The sequence below is a fragment of the Pseudomonas sp. p106 genome, assembly GCF_003936645.1.
Taxonomy (GTDB): domain Bacteria; phylum Pseudomonadota; class Gammaproteobacteria; order Pseudomonadales; family Pseudomonadaceae; genus Aquipseudomonas; species Aquipseudomonas putida_E.
In genome coordinates this window covers 51,196-73,360 of sequence record NZ_RHQR01000002.1, presented here as the reverse complement: position 1 = coordinate 73,360, position 22,165 = coordinate 51,196, and the positions used below count along the sequence as shown (strand labels likewise).

Annotated in this window: 21 protein-coding genes; 8 read left to right on the top strand and 13 right to left on the bottom strand. The window is 62.8% G+C overall.

The window, feature by feature from the left end; all coding sequences use genetic code 11:
- The first annotated feature begins 105 nt into the window (after positions 1 to 105).
- Together EGJ09_RS02935 and EGJ09_RS02925 are read left to right on the top strand one after the other, a co-directional pair.
- Positions 106 to 972 carry a copper resistance protein B gene (locus EGJ09_RS02935; protein WP_125923191.1) on the top strand — a complete coding sequence of 289 codons (867 nt, stop codon included), beginning with the start codon at positions 106 to 108 and terminating at the stop codon, positions 970 to 972.
- A gap of 315 nt (positions 973 to 1,287) precedes the next feature.
- Positions 1,288 to 1,977 (top strand): SOS response-associated peptidase family protein, encoded by a 690-nt coding sequence (locus EGJ09_RS02925; RefSeq protein ID WP_125923190.1) that lies wholly within the window; start codon positions 1,288 to 1,290, stop codon positions 1,975 to 1,977.
- 16 nt (positions 1,978 to 1,993) lie between these two features.
- On the opposite strand, the gene EGJ09_RS02920 is transcribed toward EGJ09_RS02925, so the two are convergent.
- From EGJ09_RS02920 to EGJ09_RS02880, 9 genes are all read right to left on the bottom strand, one after another.
- Positions 1,994 to 3,811 carry an ABC transporter ATP-binding protein/permease gene (locus tag EGJ09_RS02920; protein WP_125923189.1) on the bottom strand — a complete coding sequence of 606 codons (1,818 nt, stop codon included), beginning with the start codon at positions 3,809 to 3,811 and terminating at the stop codon, positions 1,994 to 1,996.
- Between the two features lie 193 nt (positions 3,812 to 4,004).
- Positions 4,005 to 4,208 carry a formate dehydrogenase subunit delta gene (locus tag EGJ09_RS02915; protein ID WP_046787904.1) on the bottom strand — a complete coding sequence of 68 codons (204 nt, stop codon included), beginning with the start codon at positions 4,206 to 4,208 and terminating at the stop codon, positions 4,005 to 4,007.
- A complete protein-coding gene (gene fdhF, locus EGJ09_RS02910; RefSeq protein ID WP_125923188.1) occupies positions 4,205 to 7,084 on the bottom strand; it encodes a formate dehydrogenase subunit alpha in 2,880 nt (959 codons plus the stop codon). The genes EGJ09_RS02915 and fdhF overlap by 4 nt, the downstream gene beginning before the upstream one ends.
- A complete protein-coding gene (locus EGJ09_RS02905) occupies positions 7,081 to 8,640 on the bottom strand; it encodes an NADH-quinone oxidoreductase subunit NuoF (RefSeq protein ID WP_125923187.1) in 1,560 nt (519 codons plus the stop codon). The genes fdhF and EGJ09_RS02905 overlap by 4 nt, the downstream gene beginning before the upstream one ends.
- Entirely contained in the window at positions 8,634 to 9,116 is a 483-nt protein-coding gene (locus EGJ09_RS02900) for a formate dehydrogenase subunit gamma (RefSeq protein ID WP_125923186.1), read from the bottom strand. Before EGJ09_RS02900 ends, EGJ09_RS02905 begins: the two co-directional genes overlap by 7 nt.
- 235 nt (positions 9,117 to 9,351) lie before the next feature.
- Positions 9,352 to 10,509, bottom strand: a complete 1,158-nt coding sequence (locus EGJ09_RS02895) for a glutathionylspermidine synthase family protein (RefSeq protein WP_125923185.1) — start codon at positions 10,507 to 10,509, stop codon at positions 9,352 to 9,354.
- Positions 10,510 to 10,511: 2 nt separating this feature from the next.
- The gene (locus tag EGJ09_RS02890) at positions 10,512 to 11,213 is read right to left on the bottom strand and encodes a DUF1190 domain-containing protein (protein ID WP_177433142.1); all 702 of its coding nucleotides are present in this window, start codon (positions 11,211 to 11,213) and stop codon (positions 10,512 to 10,514) included.
- A 26-nt stretch (positions 11,214 to 11,239) separates the two neighbouring features.
- Entirely contained in the window at positions 11,240 to 11,665 is a 426-nt protein-coding gene (locus EGJ09_RS02885) for a DUF350 domain-containing protein (protein WP_115275394.1), read from the bottom strand.
- Positions 11,666 to 11,677: 12 nt separating this feature from the next.
- The gene (locus EGJ09_RS02880) at positions 11,678 to 12,277 is read right to left on the bottom strand and encodes a DUF2491 family protein (protein ID WP_119688583.1); all 600 of its coding nucleotides are present in this window, start codon (positions 12,275 to 12,277) and stop codon (positions 11,678 to 11,680) included.
- 558 nt (positions 12,278 to 12,835) lie between these two features.
- Between EGJ09_RS02880 and dusA the strand changes: the two genes are divergently transcribed.
- The 3 genes from dusA (at position 12,836) to EGJ09_RS02865 (ending at position 17,021) form a co-directional block, all read left to right on the top strand.
- The gene (gene dusA / locus EGJ09_RS02875; protein ID WP_046787894.1) at positions 12,836 to 13,843 is read left to right on the top strand and encodes a tRNA dihydrouridine(20/20a) synthase DusA; all 1,008 of its coding nucleotides are present in this window, start codon (positions 12,836 to 12,838) and stop codon (positions 13,841 to 13,843) included.
- Positions 13,844 to 14,091: 248 nt separating this feature from the next.
- Complete coding sequence (gene tal / locus EGJ09_RS02870) at positions 14,092 to 15,018, top strand: transaldolase (protein WP_046787893.1); 927 nt, start codon at positions 14,092 to 14,094, stop codon at positions 15,016 to 15,018.
- Between the two features lie 143 nt (positions 15,019 to 15,161).
- Positions 15,162 to 17,021 (top strand): alkaline phosphatase D family protein, encoded by a 1,860-nt coding sequence (locus EGJ09_RS02865; RefSeq protein WP_125923183.1) that lies wholly within the window; start codon positions 15,162 to 15,164, stop codon positions 17,019 to 17,021.
- A 67-nt stretch (positions 17,022 to 17,088) separates the two neighbouring features.
- On the opposite strand, the gene rssC is transcribed toward EGJ09_RS02865, so the two are convergent.
- Entirely contained in the window at positions 17,089 to 17,571 is a 483-nt protein-coding gene (gene rssC, locus EGJ09_RS02860; RefSeq protein ID WP_039602918.1) for an anti-sigma factor antagonist RssC, read from the bottom strand.
- The gene (rssB, locus tag EGJ09_RS02855; protein ID WP_039602919.1) at positions 17,568 to 18,752 is read right to left on the bottom strand and encodes a two-component system response regulator RssB; all 1,185 of its coding nucleotides are present in this window, start codon (positions 18,750 to 18,752) and stop codon (positions 17,568 to 17,570) included. The genes rssC and rssB overlap by 4 nt, the downstream gene beginning before the upstream one ends.
- Positions 18,753 to 19,021: 269 nt before the next feature.
- Between rssB and EGJ09_RS02850 the strand changes: the two genes are divergently transcribed.
- Complete coding sequence (locus EGJ09_RS02850) at positions 19,022 to 19,321, top strand: PilZ domain-containing protein (RefSeq protein WP_125923182.1); 300 nt, start codon at positions 19,022 to 19,024, stop codon at positions 19,319 to 19,321.
- A gap of 52 nt (positions 19,322 to 19,373) precedes the next feature.
- Here EGJ09_RS02850 and EGJ09_RS02845 read toward each other — a convergent pair whose 3' ends face one another.
- The gene (locus EGJ09_RS02845) at positions 19,374 to 20,081 is read right to left on the bottom strand and encodes a VacJ family lipoprotein (RefSeq protein WP_012313585.1); all 708 of its coding nucleotides are present in this window, start codon (positions 20,079 to 20,081) and stop codon (positions 19,374 to 19,376) included.
- Positions 20,082 to 20,269: 188 nt separating this feature from the next.
- Between EGJ09_RS02845 and EGJ09_RS02840 the strand changes: the two genes are divergently transcribed.
- Together EGJ09_RS02840 and EGJ09_RS02835 are read left to right on the top strand one after the other, a co-directional pair.
- On the top strand, positions 20,270 to 20,833 hold the full coding sequence (locus EGJ09_RS02840) for a phosphonoacetaldehyde phosphonohydrolase-related protein (protein ID WP_125923181.1): 564 nt from the start codon (positions 20,270 to 20,272) through the stop codon (positions 20,831 to 20,833).
- Between the two features lie 123 nt (positions 20,834 to 20,956).
- Complete coding sequence (locus tag EGJ09_RS02835; RefSeq protein ID WP_012313583.1) at positions 20,957 to 21,220, top strand: DUF4404 family protein; 264 nt, start codon at positions 20,957 to 20,959, stop codon at positions 21,218 to 21,220.
- A 98-nt stretch (positions 21,221 to 21,318) separates the two neighbouring features.
- On the opposite strand, the gene queF is transcribed toward EGJ09_RS02835, so the two are convergent.
- Positions 21,319 to 22,149, bottom strand: coding sequence for an NADPH-dependent 7-cyano-7-deazaguanine reductase QueF (gene queF / locus EGJ09_RS02830; RefSeq protein WP_125923180.1), 831 nt, complete (start codon positions 22,147 to 22,149; stop codon positions 21,319 to 21,321).
- Positions 22,150 to 22,165: the final 16 nt, after the last annotated feature.

Genomic DNA, 22,165 nt, shown 5'->3' with positions numbered 1-22,165 from the left:
TGAGCAAACCAATGAAGCGAAGCGCCTTTTCCCTGAACCATGAAGGCATCAATCCCAGCATGATGCCGGAATCACAGGGTAGCGACATAGCTGAGGCAGGGAAAAATGGCCGATAGCTTTGCACGACCATCGTTGCTGGCACTGACCGTTTCTCTTGGCGTGCTGGCCGTTTCGCCCTGCATCGCCGCTGAAATGGATCATTCCGGGATGGATCACTCGGCAATGGGTCACAGCCAGCCCAAAGCCACCCCCGCCTCGACCGCCCGCACGCCGATCCCAGTGCTGACCGACGCCGACCGCCAGGCTGCCTTTCCCCCGCTTGACGGGCACAAAATGGACGACAGCGGGATCAACGGGTTTTTCTTGCTGGACCAGCTGGAATACCAAAACGCCGATGAAGGCAGCACGCTTGCCTGGGATGCATCAGGATGGGTGGGCGGCGACGTCAACCGGCTCTGGATTCGCGCGGAGGGCGAGCGCACCAACGGGGTAACTGAAGATGCGCAGCTGCAACTCCTGTACGGCCGCTCGATCAGCCCATGGTGGGACGTAGTCGCCGGCCTGCGGCAGGACTTCGAGCCGGAATCGCCCCAGACCTGGGCAGCCTTCGGTATTCAGGGCATGGCGCTGTACGACTTCGAAGCGCAAGCGACGGCTTTCATAGGTGAGAACGGTCAGACTGCCGTCCGCCTGGAGGGTGAGTACGACATACTGCTGACCAATCGCTTGATCCTTCAGCCAACCGCTGAGGCCAACTTCTATGGCAAGAACGATCCGCAACGCGCGGTCGGCACTGGCCTGGCCAACACGGAAGTCGGACTTCGCTTACGCTACGAAATTGTCCGCCAGTTTGCCCCCTACATAGGCATCGCCTGGAGTCGTTCCTACGGCAAAACCGCCGACTTCATCCGTGATGAAGGCGGAGACGTGGACGAAGCGCGCTTCGTTGCCGGCATTCGCATGTGGTTCTGAGAACTCGACATACAAAGAACAACTCCAACGCTGGTGTCGGCGGGGGCTTTAGGTAACACGGCAGTTCTGGGCGCGCCCTACATCGGCCTGGTGAACTGGTCGGTATTTGAAGATGCCGGCACCCTACATGCTGTCGCCGTCTATCCTGACCTGGTACCTGTGCAGCGCACGCAGGTTGAACAACGCAACCAGCGAGATGGAATGCTCCTTGTGATCAGCGGCCGACGGCGGGCATTTGTATGAATGAACAGATAACACTGGGGCCGTTGTAGGGTCGATCGGGCGCAAGACATTTCGACGAGTGGGGGACATGCCATGTGCGGACGCTTCGCCCAGTATCAAGGCCAGGCCGATTACCTGCGTGAGCTTAACGCCGAGCAGGACGTGATCAGCGGTTACGACAACGTGCCCATTGGCCGTTACAACGTGGCCCCTGGCAGCCGCGTGTTGGTGTTGCACAACGCCGCCAATGGCCTGCGCATCGACCCCTGCCATTGGGGTTGGGCACCGTTCTGGGCCAAGGGCCCGAGGCCCGCGCCGATCAACGCACGGGTGGAAACCGTGACCACGGGCAAGTTCTTCAAGGCACTCTGGCCTCAAGGGCGAGCCCTGGTCATGGCAGACGGCTGGTACGAATGGGTGAGCGACCCGCACGACCCCAGGCGCAAGCAACCCTACTTCATCCGCCTGAAAAGCCAGGCTCCGATGTTCATGGCCGCGCTGGCTCAGGTACGTTCTGGGCTGGAGCCGAACGAAGGGGATGGGTTCGTGATCATTACCGCAGCGAGTGATGCAGGAATGGTCGATATCCATGACCGCCGGCCACTGGTACTGGGGCCGGCGGATGCGCGGGCGTGGATCGACCTGGAAGTGCCTGCCGAGGAGGCCGAGCGGTTGGCACGGGAGCGGTGCCTGCCGGTAGAAGCCTTTGAATGGTTTGCGGTAGGCGAGGCCGTGGGGAATGTCCGTAATGAAGGCGCGCAGTTGATCGTGATGCAGCCCTGAACAGGGTACAGGCCTCCTAGACCTGCAACGCTACCTCCGGCTTTTGCTCCAGCAGCGACCAACCACCCTGCCCGTCCACTTCCAGCCGGTGGGTATGGAACCCGGCCAACGTACTGCGATGGCCGACACTCACCAGCAAGGTTTGCGGCATTTCATTGCGCAGCAGCGAATACAACGCATGCTCCAGGCCTTCATCCATCGCCGAGGTGGACTCGTCGAGGAACACCACCTGCGGCCGGTTGAACAGCACCCGGGCAAACGCCAGCCGCTGCTGCTCACCGACCGAGAGGATATGCGACCAGTCGCAACTGACCGCCAGCCGCTCAGCCAGGTGGGCCAGGTTGACCTGGCGCAGCGCCTGCTGCATGCGCGCCTCGTCCTCCGGCTTGCTGTCAGCCGGGTAGGCGATGGCGGTTCGCAGGTCCCCCAGGGGCAGGTACGGGCGCTGCGAGAGGAACAGCGCCTCGGTGCCGGTGGGCCGCCTGACCTCACCCTCGGCGTAAGGCCACAGCCCCGCCAGGGCGCGCAACAAGGTGGTCTTGCCACTGCCCGACGGGCCCTTGATCAGCAGCGCCTGGCCGGCCTGCAAGCGCAAGTCGAGGTCGGCGATCAACGCGTGGCCGTCGGGGCGCATCACCTGCAAACCCGAGATATCCAGGGCCTGCGCCTGTTCCTGGGTGCTGACCCGCGGCAAGGTGCTGGCCTGCTGGTTGGCATCGAGAAACCCGGTCAGACGGTCGAGCGTGGCGCGGTACTGGGCAAAGGTGTCGTAGGACTCGCGGAAGAACGACAACGCATCCTGCACCTGGCCAAACGCTTGGGAGGTCTGCATGACATCGCCCAGCTTGATCGCGCCACTGAAGAAGCGCGGCGCCTGGAGGATGAACGGGAACACCACTGCCACCTGGCTGACGCCCAGGTTGAAACCGCTGAACTTCAGGTTGCGGAACACCAGTGCCCAGACATTGACGATCAATGCCCCGAAGCGGCCCAGCAAGGTCCCCCGCTCCACCTGCGCGCCCTGGTAGAACGCAATGTTCTCAGCGTTTTCACGCAGGCGCATCAGCGCATAACGGAAGTTGGCGGTGAGTTTTTCGTTGAGGAAGTTCAGGCGGATCAACGGCTGCCCGAGGCGGAAGGCAATCCAGGTGGCGATCAGCACATACACATACACGGCAAACACCATGGCCCGGGGGATTTCCACACCCGCTATCGCCAGCGGCGCCGACAGCCCCCAGAGGATGGCGGTGAACGCCACCAGCGACACCAGCGCGCTGACCGCGCCCAGCGCCAGGGTTACCGAGTTGGTGACGAAGGCGTTGACGTCCAGTTCGATACGCTGGTCGGGGTTGTCTACAGGCTCGGCGAGGAACTGGCCGCGGTAATAGGCGTCACCGTGGAGCCAGTCGTTGGTCAGGCGCTCGGTCAGCCAGACCCGCCAGCGGATGCTGAAGGCCTCGGTCACGTAGAAGGTGAACAGCGAACGCAGCACATGAAGGGTGGCCAATACCGCGAACACGCCCAGCAAGTACCAGAAGGCGGTTTGGTCGAGGGCCTGCAGGGCGCTGTAGAAGCCGTTGTACCAGAACGAGAACAGCACGTTCATGCGTACCGAAAACAGGGTCAGCACCAGCAGTGCGGCAAACACCAGCAGCGGTCGCCAGCTGCGCCTGAAGGAGAAATAGGGCCCGGCAAGCTGCCAGAACTGGCTACCCCAGCGCGTGTAGCGCACAGCCAGCGCAGCGGCGGCGGTGAAGCCGATCAGGGTGATGAACGAAGCGATTGCAAGCCAGCTCAGGCTCTCTTGCAGGGCCTGGTGCCAGTTCATGTCCATGGTGGGTATCCGTGACGAGTGTTTACGCGAGCGTAGCATTGCGCCGGCTTTGGTCAGGCATTCATGACGGACATTTCATTTTGTCGGCACCGCCCCTATCGCCGGCAAGCCGGCCCCACAGGAATTGCACTCGATTCGAGGGCAGTCCAGGAGTCCCACCGCTTGCTGGCGACGGGGGCAGCGCAGACAAACGCTAAGCCAAGGCCTCCACCACCTTGGGGTCCAAACCCTCCCCTGCATGGGCCTGGGCCCATTCCCCCAACTGCCTGCGCATCGCCGGGGTCCAGAAGTTCTGCAAATGCTGCTGCACCCCTTTCACCGCCAACGCATGATCAGGCTCGCTGTCGAAGTAATGGGCAATCTGGTTGGCCATCTTGACCAGGTTTTCGATGCTCATCGGCGTACCTCGGCCTGCTCGGGCTTGTCGGCCGTGCGGCGCTCCTTGAGCCGGCGCCGCTGTTCATCGCGGAAGTCCTGGTAGCGCTTTTGCCACTGCGACGGGTGGAACACCTTGACCACCTCCACCGCCGTAACCTTGTACTCCGGACAGTTGGTGGCCCAGTCGGAATTGTCGGTAGTGATCACGTTGGCGCCGGACTCGGGGAAGTGGAAGGTGGTGTACACCACCCCCGGCGCCACGCGCTCACTCACCTTGGCACGCAGGACCGTCTGCCCGGCGCGGCTGCCGATGCCGACCCAGTCGCCGTCATGGATGCCGCGGCTTTCGGCGTCGGTGGGGTGCAGCTCCAGGCAGTCGGCAGCATGCCAGGCGACGTTCGCGGTGCGCCGGGTCTGGGCACCGACGTTGTACTGGCTGAGAATGCGCCCGGTGGTCAGCAGCAGTGGGTAGCGGCTGTTGACCTTCTCGTCGGTGGGCACATAGCCGGTGAGCATGAAGCGCCCTTTGCCCCGCACGAACTGATCGATGTGCATGGTCGGCGTGCCGTCGGGCGCGGCGTCGTTGCACGGCCACTGCAGGCTGCCATGGCGGTCGAGTTCGGCGTAGCTGACGCGGTGAAAGGTTGGTGTCAGGCGGGCGATTTCGTCCATGATCTCGGACGGGTGGCGGTAGCTCATCGGGTAGCCCAGGGCATTGGCCAAGGCCACGGTGGCCTCCCAGTCAGCCTTGCCGGCCAGCGGCTGCATCACCTTGCGTACCCGCGAAATACGGCGCTCGGCGTTGGTGAAGGTGCCGTCCTTTTCCAGGAACGAGCTACCCGGCAAGAACACATGGGCGAACTTGGCCGTCTCGTTGAGGAAGATGTCCTGCACCACCACGCATTCCATGGCCCGCAGCGCGGCAGTGACGTGCTGGGTGTTGGGGTCGCTCTGGGCGATGTCCTCACCCTGGCAGTACAGCGCCTTGAAGCTGCCGTCCAGCGCCGCTTCGAACATGTTGGGGATGCGCAGGCCCGGGTCGGGCTGCAGAGTCACACCCCAGGCCTGCTCGAACTCGGCACGCACGGCCTCGTTGGAGATATGCCGGTAGCCTGGCAACTCATGCGGGAACGACCCCATGTCGCACGAGCCCTGCACATTGTTCTGCCCACGCAGGGGGTTTACCCCTACCCCTTCGCGGCCAATATTGCCGGTGGCCATGGCTAGGTTGGCGATGCCCATCACCGCCGTGCTGCCCTGGCTGTGTTCAGTCACGCCCAAACCGTAGTAGATCGCAGCGTTGCCGCCTGTGGCATACAGCCGGGCGGCGGCGCGGATCTGCTCGGCGGGCACGCCGCACACGGGGCCCTGCACTTCAGGGGCGTTTTGCGCGAGGCTGACGAAGTCGCGCCAGCGGGCGAAGGCCTCGCTCTCGCAGCGCTCGTCGATGAAGCGCTGGGCCAGCAGCCCCTCGCTAACGATCACATGGGACAAGGCGTTGAGCATGGCCACATTGGTGCCAGGGCGCAGTTGCAAGTGCAACTCGGCACGGGCGTGGGGCGAATCCACCAGGTCGATGCGCCGCGGGTCGATGACGATGAGCCGCGCGCCCTGGCGCAGGCGGCGTTTGAGCTGCGAGCCGAACACTGGGTGGGCATCGGTAGGGTTGGCACCGATCACCAGGATCACGTCGGCCTGCATCACCGAATCGAAACTCTGGGTACCCGCCGACTCGCCGAGGGTCTGCTTGAGGCCGTAGCCGGTGGGCGAATGGCAAACCCGCGCGCAGGTGTCGACGTTATTGTTGCCAAACGCCGTGCGCACCAACTTTTGCACCAGGTAGGCTTCTTCGTTGGTGCAACGGCTGGAGGTGATGCCACCGATGGAGTCACGCCCGTACTTGAGCTGGATGCGCCGGAACTCGCTGGCCGCGTAGGTGACGGCCTCGTCCCAGCTGACTTCCTGCCACGGGTCATCCACATGCTTGCGGATCATCGGTCTGGTGATGCGATCAGGGTGGGTGGCATAGCCCCAGGCGAAGCGGCCCTTGACGCAGGCATGGCCGTGGTTGGCGCCGCCGTTCTTGTCCGGGACCATGCGTACCAGCTGGTCACCCTTCATTTCCGCACGGAACGAGCAGCCCACGCCGCAGTAGGCGCAGGTAGTGATCACAGCTCGTTCCGGCTGGCCGCTCTGCACCAGGCTTTTTTCGGTCAGGGTAGCCGTCGGGCAAGCCTGCACGCAGGCGCCGCACGACACGCATTCGGAGGTGAGGAAGTTGTCACCACCGGCTGCCGCCACCCGCGACTCGAAGCCGCGCCCGGTGATGGTCAGGGCGAAGGTGCCCTGGATGTCCTCACAGGCACGCACGCAGCGGCTGCAGACGATGCACTTGCTGGGCTCGTAATCGAAGTACGGGTTGGACACGTCCTTCTGCTCAGCCAGGTGATTGGCGCCGTCGTAGCCGTAGCGCACCTCGCGCAGGCCGACCTGGCCGGCGACCGTCTGCAGTTCGCAGTTGCCGTTGGCCGAGCAGGTCAGGCAGTCGAGCGGGTGGTCGGAAATATACAGTTCCATGACATTGCGACGCAGGTCGGCCAGGCGTGGCGTCTGCGTGCGCACCACCATGCCTTCGCTGACAGGCGTGGTGCAGGACGCCGGGTATCCGCGCATGCCGTCGATTTCGACCATGCACATGCGGCAGGAGCCGAAGGCCTCCAGGCTGTCGGTGGCGCACAGTTTGGGGATGCTGGTACCCAGCAGGGCGGCGGCGCGCATCACTGAGGTGCCCGCCGGCACGCTCACGCTGCGCCCGTCGATGTTCAGGCTGATCTGCACATCGCCGTAGCGTTCAGGGGTGCCCAGATCGGTCTCGGGGTCGAAGTAATTGATCACTGCGCGGCCTCCGTGGTGGTCAGCCCGAAATCGGCCGGGAAGTACTTCAGGGCGCTGGCCACCGGGTAGGCGGTCATGCCGCCCATGGCGCATAGCGAGCCGTATTGCATCGTGTCGCACAGGTCGCGCAGCAGCAGGGCCTGGTCATGGCGGTCGGTGAGGTCGCTGCTGGCGATCAAGCGGTCGACCACCTCCATGCCGCGGATAGAACCGATGCGGCAAGGCGTGCACTTGCCGCAGGACTCTTCGGCGCAGAACTGCAGGGCGAAACGCGCCATGCCGGCCATGTTCAGGGTGTCGTCAGCCACCACCACGCCGCCGTGGCCCAGCATCGCGCCCATGGCAGCGAAGGCCTCGTAGTCCAGTGGGGTGTCGAAGTGACTGGGCGGCACCCAGGCACCCAGCGGGCCACCGACCTGGGCAGCCTTGAGCGGCCGGCCGCTGGCGGTGCCGCCCCCGTAGCCTTCCACCAGCTCGCGCAGGGTCAGGCCGAAGGCACGTTCTACCAGGCCGCCATGGCGGATGTTGCCGGCCAGCTGGAACGGCATGGTGCCCAGCGAACGGCCCATGCCGAAGTCGCGGTAGAACGCTGCGCCCTTGGCCAGGATGGTGGGCACCGAGGCCAGGGTGAGTACGTTGTGCACCAGCGTCGGCAGGCCGAACAGGCCCTGCAGGGCCGGTAGCGGTGGCTTGGCACGGACGATGCCGCGCTTGCCCTCGATGGATTCGAGCAGCGCGGTTTCCTCACCGCAGATATAGGCACCCGCGCCCACGCGTACTTCCAGGTCGAAGGCCTGACCGCTACCGGCCACGTCGAAACCCAGATAACCGGCGTCGCGGGCGATGACGATGGCCTCATCGAGCACGCGGATGGCGTCGGGGTATTCCGAGCGCACGTAGATAAAGCCCTTGTCGGCACCCACCGCGAGGCCGGCGATGATCATGCCTTCGATCAGCAAGAAGGGGTCCCCTTCCATCAGCATGCGGTCGGCGAAGGTACCCGAGTCGCCTTCGTCGGCGTTGCACACCACATACTTCTGCCCTGCCCCGGCGTCACGCACGGTGCGCCATTTGATACCTGCCGGGAACGCTGCGCCGCCGCGGCCGCGCAGGCCAGAATCGAGCACGGCGGCGACCACTTCGGCGCCGCCCAGCGCAACGGCTTGCGCAAGGCCGGCAAAGCCGCCGTGGGCGCGATAGTCCTCCAGCGACAATGGCCGGGTGATGCCGGCGCGGGCGAACAGCAGACGTTGCTGGGTCTTGAGGTAAGGGAGCGCTTCCACCGGCCCGAGCGCCAATGGATGGCTGCCGGGTTCTGCCGCCAATGCATCGAGCAGCGCAGGCACATCCTCAGGGGTGACCGGGCCGAAGCCTTGCCGCCCTCCAGCGCGCTCGCACTCTACCAGTGGTTCGAGCCAATACAGGCCACGCGAACTGGTGCGCTGGATGTCCAGCGCCAACTGGCGCTGCTCGGCCTCGCGCTGCAACGCCTCGACAACCTGATCTGCGCCCACGGCGCGGGCCACCGAGTCGCAGGGGATGAACAGCTTCAGCATGCTGTGTCCTCCAGGCAACCGTTGACCAGCGAGCGCAGGCGCTCAGGGGTCAGGCGCGCATGCACCTGGCCATCGAGCTCAAGTGCCGGCGAGCAGGCGCACGCGCCCAGACAGTACACCGGGCGCAGGCTGATGGCGCCATCGGCGCTGGTGCCATGGTCGTCCAGCGCCAACTGTTCGCGCAGCTGCGCGGCGAGTGCCTCGCTGCCACGGCTCTGGCATGACTCGGCGCGGCACAAGCGCAGGGTATGGCGGGCCGGCGGCGCGGTGCGGAAATCGTGGTAGAAGCTGATTACCCCGCGCACCTCGGCCAGGCTGAGGTTGAGGGCATGGGCAATATCGGCGACGGCGGCATCGGGGATGAAACCGATGCTTTCCTGCACGGCATGCAGGATCGGCAAGAGCGCGCCGGGGGTGTCCTGGTGGCGACTCAGGATACTGTGGATCACGGGCAGGCGGGGCAATTGATCAGGCATACAGCGGACCTCGGCATCACGGCCCCCGCCTGTTGTTGTAGTGGGCAGGTGACCGGCGTGTTCTGCTGCGGCACACCGCCCACGTCACGGTTGCGTGGTTGTCGGTGGCCTCCTTGCCGGTGGCCGTGCGTCTGCGCGCACTGGGCTCAGGGGCATTCCACAAGCATGGCACTTGTGGCGCCGAAGGGATGCACGCGAACGACCAGGCGCATCCTGAAACCGACCAGAGGGCCGGTCAGCCCAATACCACATGCGGCAAGAAGCGCGAGCTGTCCTTGGTGATCAGCGAATCATCTTCACGAATGCCAAGCCCCGAGGCCTTGTCGCCAATCACCCACGAACCAATCAGCGTGTAACTGTCAGCGAACTTCGGCAAAGGTGCAAAAGCCTGCAGAATATAGGGCGCATCGTCATAAGGCCCGTCTTCAAAAACCCGCCGGCCATCCTCGGTGCGGATATCCACGTTGGCGCCCTCACGGGAGAAGTACGGCTTGCGCACCCAGCCTTTGGGCACCGGGGCCTGCGGGTTGTCGTCGACGAAGGCCGGCAGCAGGTTCGGATGCCCCTCGAACCACTCCCACAACAACGGCAGGATGCCTTTGTTGGAGATCAGTGCCTTCCACGGCGGCTCGACGAACTGCGTGTCGCAGCCGGTGATCGCCTGGCCGAAGTCCTCATGAAAGATATGCTCCCAGGCATGCAGCTTGAACAGGCGCTGGATGGGCTGGCCCTGCAGGTCGACGAACCGGCCGTTGTCGTGCAGGCCGATGTCTTCCAGGTCGATATGCCGTGTGCGAACACCCGCATGCTCGGCCATCCTGCGCAGGAAATCCGTGGTGCCACGGTCTTCCAGCGAGCCTGAGATGGTCGAAAAATAGAACGCGCCCTGCCCCGGCATAGCGGCAAACGCCTGCACCAGGTCTTCAGCCAGGGTATTGAACTGGCTGGCGTGTGCAGGCAGCAGCCCACGCGCTATCTGCTCCTCCAGCCAGATCAGCTGGAAAGCGGCCGCCTCGTAAAGTGAGGTTGGCGTATCGTAATTGGCTTCGATGAGTTTCGCCGGGCCATTGCCGTCGTAACTGAAGTCGAAGCGCCCGTACAGGTGGGGCTGTGCCTGCTTCCAAGACCTGCGCACCAGGTCGAAGAAGGCCGGCGGGATAGCCAGGCGGGCCATCAGCGCTTCGCTGTCGACAATGCGCCCGACCGCCTCCAGGCACATGGCGTGCAGCGCTTCGGTCGGAGCTTGCAGGTCGCGCACCACCTGGGCTTCGCTGAATTGGTAGTAACCGCGCTCGTCCCAGTAACGCTCGCCATCGATGGTGTGGAAGGCGAACCCCTCACGCTCGGCAGTCGCGCGCCAGTCGGGGCGCTCTGCCAGCTCGACCTTGCGCATGCTCACCCCCCGAAAAAGCTGCCGGACTTGCCACCCCAGCCGCTACGGGCTGTGGCCTGGCTGCCAAAACCACCACGGGTGATCGATGCCGACGAGGCTGGATGAGATTCCTTGCGGCTCCATCTGCCGCCACCGCCGCCACCGCCGGACGAACCTCCACTGCTGTTTTGTTCATCCTCCCTGGCTCGCTGGATTCCACCCAAGGCCCCATTGTGCGGCCCAAGGCGCGTTCCACTGCGGTTGGCATACAAAGGCTGTGCGCGAAAACGACGGTCGCTGTTGCTGACCACCTGCCCGAGCAGGATACCGGCCACCGCTGCGCTGGCCACATGCCCATAGCCCCCGCCCTGAGCGTAGCCAGCGTCAAGTTGTGACTGGGTCACCTCAGCGGCACTTTCCAACTCGAACCCATTCATGAGCGGCATGTATCGCCCACCGACGGTGGCCTGGCAATTGTCTGCACCGAACTGCGCCTCACACTCGCTCTGGAACGCGAACGTTGGCGCCTGGCGTTGATAGTCGCTCTGCGCCTGCTGGTAGGCATCGGTGCAGATAGCGTTCGGCACTCTGTCATCTACACAGGCAGCGACGGTGTCGTAATTGACCTTTTGGCTGACCGTATACAGTTGTTCCTGCGGACCACAGGCCGTCAGCGCCAGTGGTAACGAACCGGCCAGTACCAGCTTGAAGGAGCTACGTTTCATCGGCGATTTCATTGGCATCCTCCCGCTCAGGCCGAAGGCGTCATGCAGGCCGAGTTCAGAAAGCCCACGCTGATCGCCACGCTGGCGGCGTAGATGGCAGCTGCCATCTCGCCCTGGGCGATGCGCCGTGACAGGCCACGCAGCACCAGGCTGGTGAGGCCGAAGGCAATCAACTGCACCACAGCTGCGATCACCACCCAGGCGACAAAATCGAGAATGCTGACGCTGTAGGCGATGATGTTGCTGGCCGGCAGCGAAAACCCGATCAGCGAACCACCCAGCGCAATAGCGGCCGCCGGGTTGTTTTCGCGGATCAGGGCGAACTCGCGGTGCGGCGTGAGGCGGGTATAGATGAACTGGAACAGCCAGAACATCAGCAGGGCCACACTGATATAGAGGATGAAGCCAGTCACCGCCGAGGCGTTGAGGGACAGGCGCAAAGCGTCGAGCATGGGAGATCCTTGTCAGGTTACGTGAAAGTCCGTGGGGAACAGGGTGATACCCAGCGAGGTGGTGTAGGTAAGCGCTCCGTGCTCATCTTCTTCGACCGAGAGCAGCAGAAATTCGCGCCGCCCTGGCAAACCGGTGTCACGGGCATACAGCATGGACCGGTGCTGGATGCGGTAGCGTGCCTCGGGGCTGGTAACCGCTTCGCATAGCGCAACCCATTCGGCGAGCCCCGCTTCGCGGCCCCATTGCCGGGAGTACAAACTGCCTTCGTGCTCGAAGATCGGCATTCCGGCCTTGGGCACGCTGCCGGTCAGGCGTTGCAGGTGCGCCTGGTCATGGACGGGTACTGCGCTGTGGTAGCCGAACAGCACGATATCGCCCGGTACGGCGCCGTTCATCAGCACCTGCAACCAGTAGTCTTCGTTGTCCAGGTAGAAACGCAACAGGCGCACCGATTGGCCGAGGTCGACCTCGCCAATGGCCCAGACCGCTTCCGGGCCAGGCACCTGAAGCTCCGAGATGCCGTCCAGCAACGGTTTCAGTGAATGGGCAGGCGTGAAGTTGCTGCCACTGCGCAGGCCAAATGGCAGGCTGGCCTGGTGTAAAAGCGACATCGAATACTCCCTGGGGTCGCGGCTTTCCTTGCTGGGGGGCGACACATTAGCGGGTTTCATTGCCAGGGCCAATGCTGATCCTCTGTGGAGGGGTTTCGCAGGTGATAGTTGAGGCCAAAACCAAGTTCGGACTTGCAGACCCGGCCGCTGTTTTTTGCAGCGGCCCAGCGAGACTAGGGAGCTCAGTTTTCCATCGCAATGGCTCAAGGGCGCGGAAAGGGTGATTCAGAAATGGACTACAGGCTAGAGGGAAAATCTGATCCCACATCTGTAGGAAACCGTTAAAACCATCGCCCCGAAAAGACGGACAAAGAATTTTCACCTCGTTCACTCACGCTTTCCGCGCCCCTCACTTGCCTATGAACAGGCGAACATCCAGCGCTCTTGGTAAACTAGGACATCCTTTTTATGAGGCTGGTATCGACGGGGTAGCTCACCGCCACATCGGCCTTGTTCCTTGCTTGTATTCCTTGCCATTTTTTTCGGCGTTACTCACGTGAATGAGGCTGGTTCACAGCAAAACCCCGAATAAATTGGTACAAAAGTGCGTAGACCTGAATGCCCCTAGATACCGCAACCCCACAAACCACGCGCCCTGAGCCGTCACGCCGCTTCAGCGTTGCACCCATGATGGATTGGACCGACCGCCACTGCCGGTTCTTCCTGCGCCTGCTCTCCAGGCACACCCTTCTCTACACCGAAATGGTCACCACTGGCGCCCTGCTGCACAACGACGCGCACCGTTTCCTGCGCCACGATGTGTCCGAGCATCCGCTTGCCCTGCAGCTGGGCGGCAGTGTGCCGGCCGACCTGGCGGCTTGTGCGCGCCTGGCCGAACAAGCGGGCTATGACGAGGTCAACCTCAACGTCGGCTGCCCGAGCGACCGGGTGCAGAACAACATGATCGGCGCTTGCCTGATGGCCCACCCGGCGCTGGTGGCCGATTGCGTCAAGGCCATGCGTGATGCGGTGTCGACGCCGGTGACGGTCAAGCACCGCATTGGTATCAATGGCCGTGACAGCTATGCCGAGCTGTGCGACTTCGTCGGGCAGGTACGTGACGCCGGGTGTCGCAGTTTCACCGTGCATGCGCGCATCGCGATTCTGGAGGGGTTGTCGCCGAAGGAGAACCGTGAGATTCCGCCGCTGCGTTACGACGTGGCCGCGCAGTTGAAAGCGGACTTCCCGGACCTTGAGATTGTGCTCAACGGTGGCATCAAGACCGTGGCCGAGTGCCAGATGCACTTGGAGACGTTCGATGGGGTGATGATGGGGCGCGAGGCGTACCACAACTCGTATGTGCTGGCTGAGGTGGATCAGCTGCTGTTTGGCAGTGATGCGCCGGTGGTCAGCCGTAGCGAGGCGATGGCGCAGTTGCGGCCCTATATCGTGGCGCATATGGAAAGTGGCGGTGCGATGCATCACGTCACCCGGCATATTCTAGGGTTGGGCCAGGGCTTCAAAGGGGCGCGGCGGTTCCGGCAGTTGCTGTCGGCGGATATTCACAAGGCGCCGGAGCCGCTGGTGGTGTTTGACCAAGCGGCGGAGTTGTTGCAGGGGCGGTAAGGTGGTCTGGCGGGCCCTATCGCCGGCAAGCCGGCTGCCACAGGGGCCGCACTGCTCTTGTGGCGTCTGCTTCGCGGGTGAACCCGCTCCCACAGAGGGTGGGGGAAGCTTTCAAGGGCGGTGGGGAACCTCGTGCTGGCTGGTGACTCGAATCATCACCCCAGACAATTCGCCACCGCACCACTGGCCCCTTGAGCGGCCGTCGGGGCTCGGGTAATGTCGAAACATCGCACAGGACAGAGCACGCCATGACTTCCAAGCTGGAACAACTCAAGCAGTTCACCACCGTGGTCGCCGACACCGGGGACCTGGACGCCATCACCCGCCTCAAGCCGGTCGATGCCACCACCAACCCCTCGTTGCTGCTAAAAGCTGCCGCCATCCCGGGTTATGCCGACCTGCTAAAGCAGGTAAAAAGCGATGCCAAGGGCAATGTCGACCTGGCGTGCGACAAGTTCGCCGTGGCGGTGGGCGCTGGCATTCTGAAAGTGATCCCTGGGCGCATCTCCACCGAAGTGGATGCGCGTTTGTCGTTCGACGAACCGGCACTGCTGAGCAAGGCACGCCAACTGATCGAGCTTTACCAGGCCGCCGGCATTTCCAAAGACCGCGTGCTGATCAAGCTGGCCTCCACCTGGGAAGGCATCCGCGCCGCCGAGCAGTTGGAGAAGGAAGGCATCCAGACCAACCTGACCCTGCTGTTCTCCTTCGCCCAGGCCCAGGCCTGCGCCGATGCCGGTGTATTCCTGATTTCGCCGTTCGTGGGCCGTATCTACGACTGGTACAAGAAAAGCACCGGTCAGGAGTACGTGGGTGCCGAAGACCCGGGCGTACAGTCGGTCACGCGCATCTACAACTACTACAAGGCCAACGGCTACAACACCGTGGTCATGGGCGCCAGCTTCCGTAATATCGGCCAGATCGAACAACTGGCAGGCTGCGATCGCCTGACCATAAGCCCGGAGCTGCTGCAGCAACTGAGCGATGACCAGGGCGAGCTGCCCCAGGTGCTCAAGCCGGGCAATGCCGGCGAGGCCAAGCAGGTGCTCAGCGAAAGCCAGTTCCGCTGGGCCATGAACGAAGACGCCATGGGTACCGAGAAGCTGGCCGAGGGCATTCGCCAGTTCGCCCGTGACCAGGAGAAGCTGGAAAAGCTGATGGCTGACAAAGCCTGATACATATCCGGTTTGCCAGGCGGGCGGTGAATGTTCAGCATTTTCCGCCCGCTTTGCTTTAGCCGTTCAAAAAGCGTCTTGAATTCAAGGGCCTGTTCGCGACGGTTCGACGCGAATGGGCCGATTAGCCACCAGAGCTGTCCATGACTTCCTCCCCTTTGCCCCTTGTTCTCGCCGGCCCTGTACTGCGCCGCCTGGAGCCTCAGCGCCTGGCCATCTGGCTGGTCGGCAGCCAACCCTTGCAGCCCGAGTTCACCTTGGACGGCGCGGCCAAGGTGGATTGCCAGGTCGTACCGATCGGCCAGCACGCCTTCATCCACCTGCTGGACATTCACTTTGCCCAGCCGCTACCCAGCAACGTTGAACTCGAATACGACCTGCTGATCAACGGCCAAGGTATCGCTGGCTGGGCGCCGCACCTGCTCTACCCAGGCCGCCGGCGCCCGAGCCTGGTGCTGCGCGACCGCCTGGACCAGTTGCTGCACGGCTCTTGCCGCAAGCCGCACCACCCCGCTGCCGATGGCCTGCTTTGCGCCGACCGGCTGCTGCAGGCCTGTACGCGCCCCGAAGAGCGCCCGGCCGTGCTGTTGATGACCGGCGACCAAGTCTATGCCGATGATGTCGCAGGGCCGATGTTACGGGCGATTCATTCGCTGATCGAGCGCCTTGGCCTGTTCGATGAACACCTGGACGGCGCGGTCGTGGCCGACAGCAGGTCGCTCTATGACCACCCGGCCAGCTATTACCACCGCGCCGACTTGCTGCCTGCCCAGGAACGCAATGAAACCCTGCGTGAGCGATTCTTCGGCGGCAAGCGCAAACCGATCTTCTCCTCAAGCAATGCCGACAACCATCTGGTGACCTTCGCCGAGGTCATGGCCATGTACCTGCTGGTCTGGTCACCAACACCTTGGCAACTGGTCGCACTCGACATGCCTGCGGGCCTTGCCGACCCGTACCAGGCGCGCTACCGCAAGGAACTGCCGCTGATTCAGGCGTTCGCCGACGACTTGGGCCAAGTGGCGCGGGTAATGGCGCATTTGCCTTGCCTGATGATCTTCGACGACCACGATATCACCGATGACTGGAATCTCTCGGCGCAGTGGGAAGAAACAGCCTACGGCCACCCATTCTCGCGACGAATCATCGGCAATGCCCTGCTTAGCTACCTGCTGTGCCAGGCCTGGGGCAACGACCCGCAAGGCTGCAAGGCTATGGTCGGGCAGTGCCAGGCGCTGGCCAGCCCACAACTGGACAGCGAGCAACAGGACCATCTGATCGGTGAACTGCTGCGCTTTCAGGGCTGGCAGTTCAGCCTGCCCAGCAACCCGCCCCTGCTGGTGCTGGACACCCGCACACGCCGCTGGCGCAGCGAAAGCGACCTGGCCAAGCCTTCCGGCCTGCTCGACTGGGAGGCGTTGTGCGAACTGCAGCAAGCGTTGCTGGACCACCCTTCGGCGATCATCGTGTCACCGGCGCCGATCTTCGGGGTAAAGCTGATCGAGACGGTACAGAAAGTGTTCAGCTGGCTGGGCCACCCGCTGCTGGTGGATGCCGAGAACTGGATGGCACACCGCGGTGCCGCCCGGGTGATCCTGAATATCTTCCGCCACTCGCGCACGCCGGGGCATTACGTGATCCTGTCAGGGGACGTGCATTATTCGTTCGTGTACGAGGTGCTGATCCGCCATCGCCAGCGCAGCCCGCACCTGTGGCAGATAACCAGCAGCGGGATCAAGAACGAGTTTCCCCGCCGCTTGCTGGACGTGCTGGACCGGCTCAACCGTTGGCTTTATTCACCGCGCTCGCCGCTGAACTGGTTTACCCGGCGGCGGGAGATGGAAGTGGTGCCGCGTACGCCCAGCCACAGCAAGGCCGGGGAACGTCTGTGGAATGGGGCGGGGCTGGGGCAAGTGTTTTTCGATGAACAGGGGCGGCCGGCACGAGTGCTTCAGTTGGATGCCTGGGGGGGTGAAGCTACGGAGTTTGCGCGGCCGGATTAATCGATAGGGTTGCCGTTGCGGGCCGCTTCGCGGGTTTAACCACCAAGAGGCCCAGGGAGGCGGTAGATCAGGACCGCTCCAGCGCGTTCACCAGGTCATGGAACGCTTCACGGTTGGAGTCATTCAGGCCCATGAGGATCTTGTGCGCCTCCAGCACCTTGGAGCGCACCACCTCTTCGTTCTGGTCCTGGGATGGCAGGTCGGTCAGGCATTCCGGGCACGGCACCGGGCGATCGACGATATTGAACACCTGATCGAAGCCCATCGATTGCAGCAGGCGCGAAATATCCGGGTTGGTGGTGACCACGGTCGGCAGCAGGCCGACCTTTTGCCGCGACAGGATCGACAGCTTGGCCAGCAGGCCCAGGGTGGTGCTGTCGATGCTCTCGGTTTCGGTCAGGTCGATGACGATGGCCGAGAAATTCAGCGCGGTGAAGATTTTCTCGATCGTCGCATCCAGCGCCGAACACAAGGTCAGGCGCACTTCACCGACGAATTTCAGCACGAAGGTACCACTTTGCTCGGCGAACTGGATTCTACCGGTACTCATTGAAGGTTCCTGCTTAACACCAATAGGGCGATATCATCCGGCATCTCCCCAAGCGTAGCCAATCCAAATCGTTGGCGCAGCCCATCCAGGCTACCACCCGCTGCCTTGACGATGTCCGGCAAGGCGGCCTCTTTATCTTTGAGCGTGTCCCCTGGCAAAAGATCCAGGATGCCGTCTGACATCAGGGTCAGGCTGAACTGCGGTGGCAGTTCCATCACCAGGTCCTGGTAGGTTGCCTCATCGAACAGGCCCACCGGAAGGCCGCGGCCTTCCAGGTAGCGGGCCTGGCCTGGGGTATACAGCACCGGCAGTGGCAAGTGGCCGCCCACGGCATAAGTCAGCAGGCCGGTTTCTTCATCGATCACACCACCGACCATGGTCACGTGTTTACCCAGCTTGCAGTTGATCAGGCCACGGTTGATGTGGCTGAGCACTTCCGAAGGCTTGAATTCGCGCAGCTTGCTGCTGCGCTTGAATTCGAACATCAGCCGGGTGGTCATGAACTTCAGCAGCACGGTGACGAAAGCCGACGACGCGCCATGCCCGGAGACGTCGGCAAGGTAGAAAGCGATGCGCCGCTCATCCACGCGGAAATAGTCGGCGAAGTCGCCTGACAGGTACAGCGACGGGATGATCTGGTGCTCGAAGGCAAACTCCCCGGCAACCCAGGGGCTCTCTGGCAGCATGTTCATCTGCACCTGGCGACCGGCAGTCTGGTCCTCCTGCAACAGGTGCAGGCTGGCCTCCAGTTCACGGTTGGCAGCCTCGAGCTTGTCGCGGTAACGCTGGTTTTCCACCACCAGGCGCGAACGGTCAAGCGCACGGCGCACCGAATGTTCGAGCACGGCAAGGTCTTCCAGCGGCTTGATCAGGTAATCGGCGGCGCCCAGGCGCAAGGCCTCGACTGCGTCGCTCATCACGCCGGCACCCGATACCACGATCACCGGCAACTGCGGCGCGCGCTCACTGACCTGGCGGATCAATTCCAGGCCGCCCATCTGCGGCATGCGCAGATCGCAGATCACGAGGTCGGGCTGGTGTTCTTCAAAGACCTGGAGCCCCTGCTGGCCATTACCGGCCTGGAGGACGCTGAAGCCACTGTCTTCCAGATAGGCGGCGAGGCTCGCACGGACCACGTCGTCATCATCGATGATCAGCAGCGTTGCACTGATTTTCTGCATGTGGGCGAACGGCGCCGATTTGGGTTGGTGCAGGGGCGTCTGCAAGGCTGACATCCAACTGCTGGAATACTCTGTGGTAACACTCTACTTGAGTTGTAGGCCAAGAACACGGCCCAGGCAACCGGCAGAGGTACTGTGTAAGGCGCAGACGGTACTCCCATCCGCCAGGCGTTTCAAGCATGCATGGGTCGAGTCTGGTGCTCTTTACAGGCTAAATCACCGAGAGTTATAAGAATGCGACCTGTGCAACCCGATGAGAAGGATGCAGCATGCCAAACACGCCCTCCAACCACAGTGAGAAACGCGACTTCATTCGCATGCGCATCGACACCGAAGTCAGCCTGCTGCATGCCGGCCAGGTGATCGCAGCGGTATGCCTGGACCTGTCCAGTAGCGGCATGCAGGTGCAGGCGCCGCAGCGCTTTCAGGTAGGCGACACCCTGGAGGTACGGATCGACTCCGACCACCCTGCCCTCAAAGGCCTGCATGCCAGCACCGAAGTGGTCTGGATCGCCGACCAACCCGGTGGGCAGCAGAAATTTGGCCTGCGCATCCTGGCCATGCATTGATCTGTTACGAAAAAGGCGACCCGAAGGTCGCCTTTTTTCGTGCACGCATGAATCAAAAGTCGTCTTCGACCTCGCCATCCTTGACCTTGAACTCGCGGTTCTGCAGGTAGGCGTTGCGAATGAAGATGTACTTGTCGCCCTGAATCAGCTTTTCTGCCGACAACAGGCTGGCACGGGTATCGACCACATCCAGGGCGAAGATAGAGTTGCGGGTCGGCACATGGTCGATGTAGCGGTACGGCTTGGTATAGCCGTCGGGGTACTTCGCCAGGCCGTCGCGCACGGTGCTCGGGCCCAGCAGCGGAATGACTACGTACGGGCCGCTGGGCAAGCCCCAGTAACCCAGCGTCTGGCCGAAGTCTTCGTCGCTGCGCTGCAGGCCCATCTTGGTGCCCACATCGAAGAAGCCGCCCAGGCCGAAGGTGGTATTGACGATCAGCCGCGCCGTATCAACACCCGCCGCATGGGGCTTGAGCTGCAGCACATTGTTGGCCAGGTTGGTGACATCGCCCAGGTTACGGAAGATATTGTGAATGCCATCTTCGAGGAACTGGGGGGTGACAGCCTGATAGCCCTGGGCCAATGGCTTGAGGGCATAGGTGTCGAGGACATCGTTGAAGCGGAAGATCGGCCGGTTGACCGCCTCCCAGGGATCATCCTCGGTGGCAGCCTGGGTAGCCGCCACAGGTGCCAGCAGCAAGCTGGCACAGACACAGGCCTGGGTGACTCGCTCGATCACACCGGCACCGATCCTACGCATAGATGTTTCTCCATCGAATTTCTCGGCCGCTGGCGCAACGCATGCGCCGCAGGTAAGGCGGCAGTATAGAGGCTTGCGAGCTGATAAACACCTTTACACATTTTTCCTAAATATTTGTGAGCAGCTATTACAAGTCACAGAGACGTAACAATCGCCCAATAGCCTGCGGTGTATTTAGGGACGCTGCCATGCATGATGCACCTGCCTTCACCGCTGTGCTGTTCGGCCTGCGTGGTTGCCTGGTCCAGGCTGCCAACGGCAGCCCCTTGCCCGCCCCCGGCGCCCTCGAAACCCTGGCCGGCCTGCGCCGCCGACAGGTGCCATGTATCTGGCTCGATGACCTTAGCAGCCCCCAGGGCAAACGCCTGGCCAGCGTGCTGCCGGACTGGTTGCCGGGGCACACTGCCAATGGCGTGCGATGGCCCGCGCCCAACGCCTGCTGGCAGGCACTGATGGCGCTGGACAGCCAACGCCTGGACGGCTGCGTGCTGGTCAGCGGCGAGCCGCGGCTGTTGCAATCAGGCCTCAACGCCGGGCTATGGACCATCGGCCTGGCCGCCTGCAGCCCGTCCTGCGACCTCGGCTCACAGCAATGGCAAGCCATGACCCCGCAGGAGCAGGAGCTGGCACGGGGCAAGGCCACGCTGGACCTGTTTCGCCTGGGCGTGCACTCGGTGATCGACCACCTCGAAGCGCTGGACACCTGCCTGACCGACATCGCCCTGCGCCGGCGCAAAGGCGAAAAACCCTGACACAGCAGCGTTGATACGGATCATGCAAAGCAACGGCGAGTGGATTACGCTAGAAGACAGGTGCGAACCTTTGCCGCTTCGCTGAGGTCCATGCCTTGCCAAGCCATTGATGGAGAACAGCCAATGCCTGCCCGCGAATTGCAAGAGCGCCTGAACAGCTTGCGCGAGCAACTGGATCGAAACATACCGCTTACGGATGAGGAGCTGGCCGCGCTGCATGAGGAAGCCAGACAGATCGAGGCGCAACTGAAGCTTGAGGAAGCTACCCCAGACAACAACCTGGTCGATGGTGTGAACCTGGCCATAGAGCGTTTCGAGGCCGACCACCCCGACCTCACCGCCACCCTGCGCAGCATTGCCAACTCGCTGCACAGTATGGGTATTTAGTAATAGCTGGGGCCGCTTCGCGCCCCTTTCGCGACACAATCCATTGTAGCGGCCTTGTGTCGCGAAAGGGGCGCGAAGCGGCCCCAATCACTCGAACCTTACTGACGCACCAGCCGCACGTTTTCAGGGCTGATCGCCCCAGTACTACGGTACGGATTGATATCCAGCCCACCCCGGCGCACATAACGCGCGTACACGGTCAGATGCTCCGGCTGCAGCAGGCTCTTCAAATCCAGGTAGATCCGCTCCACGCACTGCTCATGAAAGTCCGCATGCTGGCGAAAGCTGATCAGGTAGGTCAGCAGGCTGGCATGGTCCAGCGCCCTACCCTTGTACTCAACAACAACACTGCCCCAGTCCGGCTGGCCGGTCACCGGGCAGTTCGACTTGAGCAGGTGACTGTGCAGGGTTTCCTCCACCGCCCGCTCGGGGTTGCAGCGCAGCAACTCTGGTTGCGGCTGCTCGTAGTTGCTGATGGCCACATCCAGTGCATCAATGCACTGCCCCGGCAGCGCAACCACACCTTGGGCCTCCACTTCTGCCAACGTGCGCACCTGCACGCTCACAGGCTTGCCCGCGGCAGCCGACAGGTCTTTCTCAAGGCATGCCTGCAACTCGCCAATGGTGGCGAACACCGTCTGGTTCAGTGAGTTCAGGTAGAGCTTGAACGACTTCGACTCGATGATGTTCGGCGAATCGGCAGGGATGGCGAACTCCCCTATCGCCACCACAGGTTTGCCGGACGGCAACAGCCAGGATAGCTCGAAGCAGTTCCAGTAATCCACGCCGTACCAAGGCAGGGTCTGGGCGGTCACACCCAGTTCGGCCCACTTGGCCGTGCGCGGGATGGGGAATAGCAACGAAGGCGTGTAGGTGGCAATGTATTCGCTGGATTTGCCCAGCGGGGAATGTTCGGCGGCGGGATGCATGGAAACTGACCTGAAG